10 protein-coding genes are annotated in these 13,106 nt (G+C 60.2%); 7 read left to right on the top strand and 3 right to left on the bottom strand.

Annotation, left to right across the window (positions count from 1 at the left end):
- Nucleotides 1–3: 3 nt before the first annotated feature.
- Together ACRWA7_RS26310 and ACRWA7_RS26305 are read right to left on the bottom strand one after the other, a co-directional pair.
- Nucleotides 4–690 (bottom strand): cation diffusion facilitator family transporter, encoded by a 687-nt coding sequence (locus ACRWA7_RS26310; RefSeq protein ID WP_438393231.1) that lies wholly within the window; start codon nucleotides 688–690, stop codon nucleotides 4–6.
- 165 nt (nucleotides 691–855) lie between these two features.
- Nucleotides 856–1,020, bottom strand: coding sequence for a hypothetical protein (locus ACRWA7_RS26305; protein WP_157766618.1), 165 nt, complete (start codon nucleotides 1,018–1,020; stop codon nucleotides 856–858).
- Nucleotides 1,021–1,351: 331 nt separating this feature from the next.
- Here ACRWA7_RS26305 and ACRWA7_RS26300 point away from each other — a divergent pair, with 331 nt between their 5' ends.
- From ACRWA7_RS26300 to ACRWA7_RS26285, 4 genes are all read left to right on the top strand, one after another.
- Entirely contained in the window at nucleotides 1,352–3,082 is a 1,731-nt protein-coding gene (locus tag ACRWA7_RS26300) for a serine hydrolase (RefSeq protein WP_438393229.1), read from the top strand.
- Nucleotides 3,083–3,137: 55 nt separating this feature from the next.
- The gene (locus tag ACRWA7_RS26295; protein ID WP_438393227.1) at nucleotides 3,138–4,907 is read left to right on the top strand and encodes a CocE/NonD family hydrolase; all 1,770 of its coding nucleotides are present in this window, start codon (nucleotides 3,138–3,140) and stop codon (nucleotides 4,905–4,907) included.
- Between the two features lie 46 nt (nucleotides 4,908–4,953).
- A complete protein-coding gene (locus ACRWA7_RS26290; protein ID WP_438393226.1) occupies nucleotides 4,954–5,682 on the top strand; it encodes a transporter substrate-binding domain-containing protein in 729 nt (242 codons plus the stop codon).
- A 575-nt stretch (nucleotides 5,683–6,257) separates the two neighbouring features.
- Nucleotides 6,258–8,414 (top strand): putative bifunctional diguanylate cyclase/phosphodiesterase, encoded by a 2,157-nt coding sequence (locus ACRWA7_RS26285; protein ID WP_438393224.1) that lies wholly within the window; start codon nucleotides 6,258–6,260, stop codon nucleotides 8,412–8,414.
- A gap of 51 nt (nucleotides 8,415–8,465) precedes the next feature.
- On the opposite strand, the gene ACRWA7_RS26280 is transcribed toward ACRWA7_RS26285, so the two are convergent.
- On the bottom strand, nucleotides 8,466–9,191 hold the full coding sequence (locus ACRWA7_RS26280; RefSeq protein WP_438396788.1) for a GntR family transcriptional regulator: 726 nt from the start codon (nucleotides 9,189–9,191) through the stop codon (nucleotides 8,466–8,468).
- A 101-nt stretch (nucleotides 9,192–9,292) separates the two neighbouring features.
- Here ACRWA7_RS26280 and ACRWA7_RS26275 point away from each other — a divergent pair, with 101 nt between their 5' ends.
- Genes ACRWA7_RS26275 through ACRWA7_RS26265 form a run of 3 tightly spaced genes read left to right on the top strand, consistent with a single transcriptional unit; the run spans nucleotide 9,293 to nucleotide 12,986 of the window.
- On the top strand, nucleotides 9,293–10,024 hold the full coding sequence (locus ACRWA7_RS26275; RefSeq protein ID WP_438393222.1) for an enoyl-CoA hydratase/isomerase family protein: 732 nt from the start codon (nucleotides 9,293–9,295) through the stop codon (nucleotides 10,022–10,024).
- A gap of 47 nt (nucleotides 10,025–10,071) precedes the next feature.
- Nucleotides 10,072–11,460: an MFS transporter gene (locus ACRWA7_RS26270; RefSeq protein ID WP_438393221.1), complete on the top strand. Its 1,389-nt coding sequence runs from the start codon at nucleotides 10,072–10,074 to the stop codon at nucleotides 11,458–11,460.
- A 14-nt stretch (nucleotides 11,461–11,474) separates the two neighbouring features.
- On the top strand, nucleotides 11,475–12,986 hold the full coding sequence (locus ACRWA7_RS26265; RefSeq protein WP_060818928.1) for an aldehyde dehydrogenase: 1,512 nt from the start codon (nucleotides 11,475–11,477) through the stop codon (nucleotides 12,984–12,986).
- Nucleotides 12,987–13,106 lie beyond the last annotated feature (120 nt).

Here is a 13,106-nt window from a genome sequence, read left to right as displayed (position 1 = left end):
TGGCTATCGGCCGGTCGTTCCTGCGGCGGTTCGCGCGAAGGATTCCTTGAACGTTTTCCAGCCCAGCGTCCATCCCATTCGCGCGATCATCAGGCCGATGAGCGCTGCGGCGAGGCTATCCGACATCGGCACGCCGGCCATGCTGCCCACGATCCCGAGCACGGCGACACACGCGGAAATGGCGTCCGAGCGGGCGTGCCACGCGCTGGCGACCAGAATGGTCGAGCGGGTGCGCCTGGCCACGCTCATGATGTAGCGGAACAACGCCTCCTTGGCGACGATCACGAATACCGCGACCACGAGCGCGGGTGCATGAACAGAGGGTGCGACGCCCGCGTCGCTCATGTGGCTGAGGCTGGTCCAGAGCGTCTCCATCCCGGTTGCGATCAGCAAGATGGAGATGAGGAGGGAGCCTGCGGTTTCGTAGCGCTCGGACCGGTCGAATTCGAATCCGGTCCGGCGATGCGCCGCGGCCGTGCTCAGGCGCAGCACGATCAACACCATGCCGTCGGCGCCCAGATCGGCGAGGGTGTGAATGCCGTCGGCGAGCAGGCCGTCCGAAAAAGCCATCCATCCGATGACGATCTGCACTGTCATCAGCACTGCATTCAAGAGGACACTTGCCCGGGCTGCTTTAAAGGCAGCGGCGGTGTCGTGCTGTTCGCGGTCGAGCTTGGACGTCGACGACATCGTGAGGATTGTTTTTTTGTGGCGGTACAGCACCGTAACCGCGTCGCATGGCGAACAGATGACATTGGACGAAGAGGATCGCCCGGCGGTGGAAAACAAAAACCCGCGAGCCTTGATGCGTCACGGGTTTCCAGGGCTCAACAGCGCCCAGACACTGCAACATGGTTATTTGGGGCGCGAAGCGCGCTGACGCTTGAGCCAGACAAGCCCGAACAATGCAACGCTGATAGCGGTAAGAATGGCGCCCGCGACCATGCAGATGGGGGTGAGCGCGGGGAAAAAGTCTCCACTCTTGTCGCGCGTGAAAGCCCATGCGCCGGTATCTAGCATCAGGGCGCAAAATCCGGTAGCGACCGCAGGCTCGATCCCACTGGATCCGCCCGGTAATTTTCGAGGTAAATCGGGCACCGGCTCGCGTCTGAAAGGTGGCGGGTTGGTGCGTGGCGCGTCGGTAGGGTCTTCTGCAGGCATGGGTTAGGCAATGTTGACCAAGGGCGCCAGTGTATAGCGGCGGCGCGATCTGCGCGCGCCCGGCTGTTCGACATTCGCATCTGGATCGCTGACAATCGGCAACGCCGCCCGAATCTCGCCTTGCGAACTGTTCGATGCGGCGCATCGAGTCAACCTTTCATAGCCGTCAGGTCAAAAAGGAGCCGTTCGCATGACAAACTTCCTGTCCGAAAACCTCGATACACTCATTCGCGATGCGATGCAGGAATGGCAGATACCCGGCCTGGCACTGGCGATCACGCGCGATGGCGAAGAAGATTGGATCCGGGGCTATGGACTACGGGATGTGGAGGCTGGCCTCCCCGTCACGGGAGACACCCAATTCATCCTTTGTTCGGTTACCAAGTCCTTCACCGCACTCGGTCTCGCGATGCTGGTCGACGAGGGGCGGCTCGACTGGAGCATGCCGGTGCGCGACTATCTGCCTGAGTTTCGCCTGCATGATGCGGCCGCGACGGAGCGCGTCACCGTTATCGATCTGCTTTCCCACCATACCGGGTTGCCGCGGCACGACTGGATCTGGATGCCGGGCGACCTTTCGCGCGCTGAGATGCTTGCTGCGCTGCGCTACCTTGAGCCAAGCAAGGACATTCGCACCACTTATCAATATTGCAACCTCGGTTATGTGGCGGCAGGGATGGTCACCGAACGGATTTCCGGCCAGACCTGGGAGGATTTCACGCGGGAGCGGATCATGAGGCCGCTCGGAATGGTCAATATCGGCTTTTCAGATACTGACCTGGAGCGCGCGCCTGACAGCGCGCGTCCTTATATCCTGCATGATCAAGATAAGGCAGGCGAGTTCGTGCGCCAACGTGCGCGACTTTGGCCAATCGCCGATACGCCGGCCGGCGGTATCAATGTTGCCGCGTCCGACATGGCGCGGTACATGCGCCTATATCTTGCTGACGGCATGGTTGATGGCGTGCGGCTCGTCTCCTCAGCGCGGCTGAAGGCGCTCTACGAGCCACGGGTCCATACCGGAAAGTCGCACTTCGCCGAAATCGGCGAAAGCCATTACGGGCTTGGCCTCGCGACTCATCATTATCGGGGCGAGCGGGTCATAAGCCATTCCGGCGGCTGGATCGGCTGGAGTACGCTGATGTCGCTTTTGCCCGAGCGTCGCTCGGGCGTCGCGGTGCTCATCAACCGCGGCGGATCTCCCCTCGCTGATATCGTCACGAACGCAATTCTCGACCATCTCATGGGCAAGGATGCGATTCCATGGTTTGATCGTTTCCGCGAGTTGAGACGCGCCTATGTGGCGCAACGCCCGGCCGATGTCGCTGCGAAGCGCGCGTCTCGACGAACCGATGCGCCGAGCCGGTTTTTAAGCGAATACGCCGGAGACTATGTCCATCCCGCCTACGGCCGCGTGACAATTGAAGCCGTGGGTGACGCCCTCGCGTTTCGCTATCGGGGGATATCGGGCGCATTGATCCATCGCCACTATGACGCGTTCGAACTTGATGAGCAGCCTGGAACACTGTGGCCGGACGGCCTTGCCGTGACGTTTCTCTATGACCGCGAGGGGCGCATCGACCGCCTCCTGGCCCCACTCGAGCCCAGCGTCGCGGATATTGTGTTTCATCGCGGCGCTTCGGGCGAGGCGCTCGACCCGGCGTTTCGCCAGGCCTGTGCCGGGGTTTATCGTGGAGGCGCGATTGTGCACGTGGTCGCGATCGATGCCGACGGCGAACTCACGCTCTCACCGACCGCGCAACCGACCTATCGTCTCGATCCTTATCGTGAGCGCGTCTTTGCGGTTCGCGAGCTGAAGGGCTACCGCGTGGAGTTTGTTCGCGACGAAGACGGGACGGTAACGAAGATCGTTTTCCACCAGCCCAACGGAACATTCCAGGCTCAGCGCGAGATAGCGTAATCGTCTTTTTCCCGCCATTGACGGCATTGACAACGTTGCACTAACGGCAAGCATAATGACCATGCATCGTGGGCGGCAAAGTGTCGGACCGATGACGCTGGCGTTTCGCCGCATTAGAAACGCCATTCGTCCACAGGTGCATGTGTACAGGATGCCCGCTGGCGTTCATGCCGACTGGGACGTTCCGGTGAAGGTTCGTGACGGCACGACGTTACGCGTCAACGTCTTCCGGCCCGAAAGCGGAGCGCCGGCGCCGGTGATCATGTCGGCTCATCCGTACGGCAAGGACAAGATCCCCGCACGAACTCGAAGCGGCCGCGGCGTTGATTTGCAGTACCGCCTGTTTCCGCAGCCGCATCCTGTCGATCTCTCGGAATGGACGAGTTGGGAGGCGCCTGATCCCGGAGTCTGGGTGCCTCGGGGCTACGCGGTAGTCAATGTGGACTTGCGCGGAGGAGGAACAGCCGAAGGCGTGGGCGAACTGTTCTCGGATCAAGAAGCCCGGGATTATTACGACGTCATCGAGTGGGCCGGGACGCAAAGCTGGTGCTCCGGGCGAGTAGGCTTGAACGGCGTCTCGTATCTTGCGATCAGCGAATATAAGGTGGCGGCTTTACGGCCGCCGCATCTCGCGGCGATTTGTCCTTGGGAAGGCCTCAGTGATCTGTACCGGGATTTCGCACGCCCGGGCGGAGTTCGCGAAGACGGCTTCACCATCATCTGGGACAAGGGACTCAAGAGAGGGGGCGTGAGAACCGGCACCCGATTTCGTGAGGAAATCGTCGCTCGCCTTGAACGGGACGAGTGGTATGAGTCGACTGTCCCTGACCTTGCGCGTATTGAAGTTCCAGTCCTCGTATGTGGCAGTTTTTCCGATCATTCACTTCATACGCAAGGGTCGTTTGATGTCTTCCGGCATGCGGGTTCCTCATTGAAATCGCTCTATACGCATCGCGATGGAAAATGGTGTGCTTTCTACGGTCGCGAATCTACGGAAGCACGCGGGCGCTTTTTCGACTACACGCTGAAGGGCCTCGACAATGGCTGGGACAAGGAACCCGCGGTGCGCCTTGCGATTCATGATGGCGGCCCGGATCCTGTAGCCGTGGTCGGCGAACAAAGCTGGCCGCCCGACGATCTGCAATGGCGGGCGCTTGCACTCGACGCCCGTCGAGGAACGCTTGTTGACGAACTCGAGGAGGGGCCTGCAACCTCGGTATCTTTCGACACTCATCGGCACGCCGCACAATTCATCTGGACAGTGCAGGACGATATCGACCTGATAGGGCCGATGGCGCTTCGTCTGCACGTCGAGGTGCGCGGCGCGGACGACGTCTTTATTTTCGCGGGCGTGCGCAAGATCCGTGACGGCGTTGAGATGCAGTTCGAAGGCTCGTTCGGGTTTTCCGGCGACATGGTGTCGAAGGGCTGGCAACGTGCCGCGCATCGCGAACTCGACGAAGAACGCTCGTCACCGTCACAGCCGGTACACACGCATCGCATTGCCGAACCGCTGCGGGCTGGCGAGATTGTTCCCGTCGATATCGCATTGCAACCGCATGCCACACGCTTTCTCAAGGGCGATGTGCTTCGCCTCGATATAAGGGGGACCTGGCATTTTCCGAGGGACCCATTGCGCGGCCAGTTTCCATCCTGGTATCAGCGCAGCCCAAAGGCAATTTGCGTCCTCCATACCGGCGGTGCATTCGATGCGCATTTGCTCGTCGGTACCCGGCCCATCAGCGTGACGGCGGCGAAGAGCAAAGTTTTTCGTCGCCCGGAATATTTCCGGTCGCAAAAAGTTCTACCGGCGTCAAGCAAATGAGCGCGCCGTTCGCGGAACAAGCGAGGTCAACTCCCGAGATTCACCGATGAAGATAACGATTGCGTACATCGAAGAGCCTCCATTCGGCTGGACGGAAGCGAACAGTATCGCGACCGGTGCCGACATTGATCTGGCCAACGCGGTTCTGCGAGCGATTGGCGTCACGCAGATCGAGCATCGCCCGGTGACGTTCAGTGAACTGCTGCCTGGGGTGGACGCCGGCCGCTGGGATATGAACGTTGCGCTTTTCGTGACGCCTGAACGTGCCAATCTGGTCGCATTCAGCATGCCGGTATGGGCGATAGGAGACGGCTTCCTGGTTCGCGCTGGAAATCCAAAAGCGCTCGACAGCTATTCATCGCTCGGCAAACGTCGTGATGCGCGTCTTGGCATCATTGCCGGACAAGTGCAATACAACTCCGCGAGAGCGGCAGGCGTAAGCGAGGACCAGATAGAAATCTTCGAGCAGCAGGCCGACGCTATCGAAGCGGTTTGCTCGGGGGCGATCGATGCATATGCGAGCACCGCCTTGGGAAATCGCATACTGGCGGATCTTATCGGCGGCTCGGTGCTTGAGGCCGTGACGCACAAGGAAACGAATGGCAAGCAGCGAAAGCTTCCACTCGGCGCATTCTCGTTTAACAGAAACAACCGTGATCTGCTCAATGCGGTAAACGAACAACTTCGTTCATATCTCGGTTCGCCGGACCATCGCGCTCGCATGGCGGAATTCGGCCTGACACACAACGAGATCGATCCCGCTCTCACCCGTTGAGTAGGTTTCGGCTTTAGCCGTGATCTGCCGCGCGGCACCTGGGAATTTCGGGAACGCGTATAAACCCGGGCCGCCCGGAATTTCCAGCCGCGCTTTGCCAGTGAACACGATCATGCCCGTCTCATGCTGTTGCCCCGCGCTGGTCACGACCACTGGATCGGCGCCATGACGCCACAAGACTGGCAGCGCATCTTGCATTGGCTCGATGCCGCATGATTTCGAGCTCGCCGAAGAAGGGAGTCAATTTACCGTCTAGGGTTTCCCTTATTTTCAGTTAGCACAAAACTTGCTCATGTTTCTCCATATGAATTATGAATCGGCTGCTCTGCAGCGTTGGGGAAAGGCATGATGCTTAAGGTTGTGGTGATCCTTGCGGTAATAGCGCTCGCGACTTTTCTGGCTCGGTGGCTCCCGCCAGCAAACGAAGCCGAGGCCGACACTGAGGACTACGACTGGCATGACGATTACCCGGGTCGGACGTGGAAAAAAGCAGCATCCACCCGAGCGTCTAGAACGAGGCTGCCGCGTTGAACCAGAGTGCCGCTATTACAAAGCATCGTCGAGGATGAAACCGCATGGACCACACATTACTCGCTTCCAACGAAGAAGCGAGACTCGCAGCGCTGAGTGAATACGCGATCGATTCTGCGCTTGACGACCCCGGCTTCGATCGCCTTGTTCACCTTGCCCAAAGCATTTTTCGAGTGCCGATTGCGCTCGTCTCACTGGTGGATGCGCAGCGCCAGTTGTTTGCCGCCGGTACGGGTCTGAACGTGAGTCAGACGCCACGGGACCTCTCGTTTTGCGCGCATGCGATCCAGCGCAGCGAAGTCATGGTCGTCCTCGATGCCCAAAAAGATCCTCGCTTTTGTAACAATGCGCTGGTGACAGGTGAGCCGCACATCCGCTTTTATGCGGGTGCGCCGCTTCGCACCACGCTCGGTTATGCGCTCGGCACCCTCTGCCTGATCGATACCGAACCAAGGGACGCATTTACCGATAGCGAGCGACGCAACCTATTTGAGCTTGCTGCGCTGGTGCTCGACAAACTCGAGGTTCGCCGCCTGGAATTCGCCCGCCGATCGAGTCAGTCCCGTTTCGAGAACATCGCCGCCACGTCGCCGGACGCCATCATCTGTGCGGACGAGCGGGGGCGTGTCACCTTCTGGAACCCCGCAGCCGGTCGATTGCTTGGTTACCACGCCGAGAATATTCTCGGGCGCAGCATCGATCTGATCGCTCCCAAGGAACTCATTGACCGCGTGCACGAGTTGGCGACAGCGGGCGCGTCGTTGCTTGAGGGACGCACCATTGAATTGAACGTCCACGCCGCCAATGGCACGAGCATTCCAGTCGAGCTGTCCGCCTCCATGTGGCGCGAGAACGGGCGCCCGAGCTTTGGCGCAATCCTGCGAGACATCACCGAACGCCGCACCAATGAAGAACGGCTGTTTCAGCTTGCTCATATCGATTCGTTAACCGGTTTGGCAAATCGCACGATGTTCAGGTCTCGCCTGGAACAGGCATTAGCCGATCAAGGCGCCGCCTGCGTCATGATGGTCGATCTCGACGGATTCAAGGACGTTAACGACAGTCTGGGCCACTCGGCCGGTGACGCCGTTCTTGTGAACGTGGCGCGCCGTCTTGAATCGTCCGTGCGCGCCCTCGATACGGTCGGGCGCATGGGCGGCGATGAGTTTGCCATCCTTATTCCCGGTCTGGCCAATGCCTCTCGCGCTGCGGAAATCGCGGACGGTGTTATCGAATCGCTGTCGCGCATTCTTACCGTCGATGGGCAGGCAATCAACATTGGCGCCAGTATTGGCATTGCGATGTTTCCGGAGCACGGAGCAAGCGTGCGTGAGCTGCTTTCCAGCGCGGATCTGGCTTTGTACCAGGCCAAGGCTGAAGGCCGGCACTGCCGGCGCTTTTACAAGGCAGGCCTGCGCGAAGCGGCGACCGAAAAACGATCCTATCAGGGCGAACTACTGAGGGCGTTCGAAAAGCACGAATTCGCGCTCTATTACCAGCCACAGATACGGCTCGCCGACAATGAACTGGTTGGGGCCGAAGCTTTGCTGCGATGGCGCCATCCCGACAAGGGCCTGCTTGGCCCCGAAGCATTTCTGTCCGCCCTGGAAGCCGGATTTCTCGCGCCGCGAATGGGCGACTGGGTCATTCGCACCGCATGCAATCAAGCTGCCCGATGGCGTGAGCACGGTTTGCACGAGTTCAGAATGGGCGTCAATCTCTTCGGTGCCCAGTTCCGCACGGGCGATCTTGCCAGCAAGGTTCGAGGGGCGCTCGTTGAATCGGGATTGCCCGCATCGGCCTTGGAACTGGAGATCACCGAAAACGTCATCCTTCGGCACGACGACCAGATGATCGGACCACTGCGAGAGCTTCGTGACGAAGGCGTCGGTATCGCATTTGACGACTACGGGACGGGGTATGCCTCACTCAGCATGTTGAAGCGGTATCCGTTGACGAAGCTCAAGATCGATCAGACATTCGTGCGTGGCATGTGCGAATCGAGCGCCGACGCGGCGATTGTCCGGGCCATCCTTTACCTTGGTCACAGCTTCGGGCTGGAGGTTATTGCCGAAGGAGTGGAAACAGAAGAGCAAAGTGCGCGCTTGCGCAAGAAAGGCTGCGAAGCCGCGCAAGGCTATCTGTTCGGCCGGCCAATGCCCGCGTCCGAATTCAGCCGCCTGTTCGGCCTCTCGCAGTAATCAGCGCGCGTACTCGCCGCGAGACGCTCGAGTACGCGTTCGACGCAAACCTCAACCCTCGGTCTCGTTCAAGACCGCGGTCGCCGCTTCGCACGCGCCGTGCAGTTGTTCGCGCATCAAGTCCTGAACGCGTGTGTCGCCAGTGCAAATTGCGTCCTTGATCTTCACGGCCTGTTCAAACGATGCACGCATGCGCCCACCGCGCGCCATCGCAATCCGCCGCAAGCGGCGAACGGGCCCCATCAGGCTTGCCTGCGTGGCCTGAAGCGTGCGGTTGTCGGCGAGCGTCATCACGATCGAATAAAAACGGTCGAGCGCATCGACGTAGGCCGCCGGATCATCGGCGGCAACGCTCGCACGCATTTCGCCGATCACGTCTTCGAGCTGAGCGCGTCCAAGCGCCGTGATATTTTCCGCGCAGAGTTGAACGGCGAGGCACTCGAGCGCCATGCGCACGGTATAGATTTCCGCGACGTCACGCAGCGTTACCGACCGCACAAATGCCCCGACGCGCGCAACCACTGTCACCAGTCCCTCACGTTCGAGTTGTGCAAACGCTTCGCGCATGGGCGTACGGCTGACGTTCAATTGCTTCGCGACCTGCACTTCCGACAGCCGGCTACCCGGCGCCAGCACACCTTCCACAATCGCTTCGCGCAACGCCGGTACGACCACGCCGTCGCTGAGCGAGTCGCCGGACGCGTCGATCATGCGCAATTTCGAATGATATTTGCGGCCTAGCGTTTCGAGCGCCTGCTCCGGCGCGTCAGCAAGCATGTCCACTTCGGCGGTTTTCGTTGCAGGGGCCATTGACTTTCCGTTATTCAGTGAATACGCTGTATACAGGTTATACAGATCATTATACAACAGGAGGCTGCTTGGACCACGCGCGCTTGCCGGACCCGGTCGCAATCGATCGATCGGATGAAGTCTTGACCTTCACGTTGAACAATGCCGCCGCTGGCAACGAAATAACCGCGCCGATGTTCGACGCCATGATTGCCGCGCTGCGCAGTGAAGCATCGCTGCCCACGGCGCGCGTGCTGCGCATCCGGGCACGCGGCGACGTGTTCTGCACGGGACGCGAGCGTGCTGGAACCGACGCGGTTTCCATTCATCGCGAAGTGTCGCGGTTGATTGAGTTGAAGCGGCTGTTGCGGGCATCGCCGATGATTTCCATTGCGCAAGTGCAGGGCGATGCATTCGGATTCGGATTCGGCCTCGCGATTCTTTGCGACTTCACGCTGGTATCGAGCAGCGCGAAGCTTGCTTTTCCCGAGATGCGCAAGGGCTTGCCGCCTGCCGCGATCATGGCTTATCTCGGCCGCTACGCGTTGCCGAAGCACGTGTTTCCAATGGTTCTCTTCGGCGATGCAATCACGCCCGATGCCGCGCTGAACGCAGGCCTTATAAACCGCGTCTGCGCGCCCGGCGCGTTGCAAACGGATACCGATGCACTCGCTGAACGCATTCTCGCGCTCGACGAAACGGGCGCGCGCCAGTGCAAGTCCTTCTTCCAGAACGCCGAAGAAAGCTCGCTGGAGCACAACTTCCGATGCGCGACAGAGACGCTGACGGTATCGGCGTTGCGGCTGATGGCATCGAAATAATCATTCATGTATTACGACAAGCCCTCGATGGTTTGCAGGAGACGGAAATGAATGTGAATGCAGGCGCACGCCTGGACCGGCTGCCGGTATCCGGCTTTCACAAGCGCATCATGTGGCTGATCGGGATCGGCATGTTCTTCGACGGCTTCGATATCTACGTGGCCTCCACGGTGCTCGGCGCCACGCTGCAAAGCGGTTTTTCGACGCTCGGCCAGAACGCGCTGTTTGTCTCCCTGACATTTCTCGGCATGATGATCGGCTCCCTGGCGACAGGTTTTCTCGGCGATCGATTCGGCCGCCGCTTTACATATCAGACCAACTTGATGGTATTTGGCATCGCGTCGCTGGGCGCGGCGCTCGCGCCGAACATGATGGTGCTGATCGCATTTCGTTTCGTCATGGGCCTGGGGCTGGGCGCTGAAAACGTCGTCGGTTATTCGACGTTGACCGAGTTTGCACCGCCGGCATCGCGGGGAAAAATGCAGGGCCTGATGGCCGTTTTCGTGGTCTCGGGTTTGCCGGTTGCGGGATTGATCGGCCTCGTCCTGATCCCCGCAATGGGCTGGCGCGCCATGTTCGTGCTCGGCGGAATTGGTGCGATTGGCGTGTGGTATGCGCGTAAATCGTTGCCGGAATCGCCACGCTGGCTGGAATCGGTTGGACGACATCAGGATGCCGAAGCAATTCTTTCGAAGATCGAAACCGAGGTGAAGGCCGAACATGGCGGGACCTTGCCCGCGCCATCGCCGAAGCCTTCCGTTGCGCCTTCGCGTGCGCTTGGTTCGCTTTTCACCGGTGCGATGTTGCCGCGCATGATCGTCGGCTGTGTGACGCTGGTGGTGATCAACACCCTGTTGTACGGCTTCGTGACCTGGCTGCCGACGTTCTTCGTCCATCAGGGTTTCAGCATTGCGAAGTCGTTCGGGTATGCGCTCGTCATGTCGATAGGCGCGCCGGTTGGTTCGGGCATCGGCGCATTGACGGCGGACAGGTGGGGCCGCAAGCCGACCATTATCGGCGCATCGATTCTCGCGATCATCTTCGGCGCGATCTATCCGTTCGTGAGCAACCCGGTCATGTTGCCGGTCGTCGGCCTGCTGCTCGTCATCCCTATTTATGTGCTCGTTGCCTTGCTGTTCGCCATCTACGTGCCCGAGTTGTTTCCGACCGAAGTGCGCCTGCGCGCATCGGGTATTTGCAATACGCTCGGCCGAGGCGCGACGATCGTCACGCCGTTCATTGTCGTCGCGCTGTTCGGGCATTACGGCGTAGTCGGCGTGCTTGCATTGATGATTGGTTTGCTGGCAATTCAGATCGTGGTGGTGGCATGGCTTGGCGTGGAACCGACCGGCCAGCGCCTGGAAGATATTCAACCGGCGGACGCGCTCGCGCGTCTGGATGTCGGTGCCGATACGCGGGTGTCCCCGCTCAAGTAAACGGAGAATGCAAGATGGATGCAGTGAACAAGCAGTTCCTCAACGCGCAGTTGTTCATAGACGGCAAATTTGTCGATGCCGCTTCGGGCGAGACGATGGACATCATCAATCCCGCCGATGGCGCCACGATTGGCGCGTTGTCGAAGGCATCGGCGGAAGATGTCGACCGTGCCGTGCAATCCGCACACAACGCGTTCGAATCCGGTGCGTGGCGCGACATGCCATTCCAGCAACGTGCGCGCGTGATGAACCGTTTCGCCGATCTGTTCGAAGCCGACCTTGAAAACTTCTACAGGCTCGAGACGCTCAACAACGGGCGGCCGATCGTGGAAACACGCGCACAGATCTCGCGCTTGCCGCAGTTCTATAGATACTTCGCCGCGCTTGCGCTCACGCGCCGCAGCGACGTCATTCCTATCGAAGGACCGTATCTTTGTTATACGCAGCGTGTGCCGCTTGGCGTGTGCGCGCTGATGACATCGTTCAATCATCCGTTGATGATCCTGTCCAAGAGCCTCGCGCCCGCGCTTGCAACCGGCAATAGCGTCGTGATCAAGGCGTCGGAGCAGACGCCGCTCACCACCGTGCGCCTCGTTGCGTTACTGCAGCAGGCAGGCGTTCCGGATGGCGTGGTGAACGTGATCAACGGCGAGGGGAAGGAAGCGGGCGCCGCGCTCGCGCGCCATCCGCTGATCGCGAAAGTGGTGTTCACGGGCGGCACGGAAGTGGGCCGCTCGATTGGGGAAGCGGCCGCACAGACCTTCGCGCTGACGACGCTCGAACTTGGCGGCAAGGGCGCGGTGATCCTGTTCGACGACATGGACATCGATCGCGCGGTGAACGGCGCGGCGTTCGCGGCGTTTATCGGGGCGGGGCAGACGTGCGTGTGCGGCGCGCGCTTGCTGGTGCAGGAAACCATCTACGAGAAGTTCCTGGAGAAATTCCGCGCGAAGGTCGAGGCAATCCGCGTGGGCAATCCCGCCGACCTGAACACACAACTGGGGCCGGTCATTTCCGGGCGTTCGCGTGCGCGCATTCTTGGCATGCTGGAACGGGGCGTGGCGGACGGCGCGAAGCTGCTCGCGGGCGGCGGCATTCCCGCGCATCTGAGCGAAGGGTTTTATCTGCAACCCACTGCGTTCTATGATGTCGATCCAAAATCGGAACTCGGGCAGAGCGAGGTCTTTGGTCCGGTCACGGTAATCATGCCCTTCAAGGACGAAGCGGACGCACTGCGCATTGCCAACGATACCCAGTTTGGTCTCGCTGCATCCGTCTGGACACTTGATGTAGCGCGCGCACACCGCGTGGCGAGCAAGCTCGTGTTCGGGATGGTGTGGATCAACGATCATCATCGGCTGGACCCGGCTTCGCCCTGGGGTGGCTTCAAGAATAGCGGAGTCGGGCGGGAAACCGGGATCGAGTCGTTTGATCAGTTCAGCGAGCCGCGCGCGGTCACGGTCAACACGAGCGGCGTGACGGTTGACTGGTATGCCGACGATGGTCAGTTGAAACGCCTCAATTAAGCCGTAGGGATGGCCGGATCGTTATGCCGGCCATTGCCCATATCCTTAATTTGTCGAGTTTTTGTAGTCATGCTCCGTCAGACGCTGCGGCCGTCGCACCGCGTCTGACTGTGTTTGCGT

Origin of the sequence: Caballeronia sp. DA-9 (assembly GCF_051615025.1) — a bacterium.
GTDB classification, from domain to species: Bacteria; Pseudomonadota; Gammaproteobacteria; order Burkholderiales; family Burkholderiaceae; genus Caballeronia; species Caballeronia sordidicola.
This window is presented reverse-complemented; position numbering and strand designations above follow the sequence as displayed.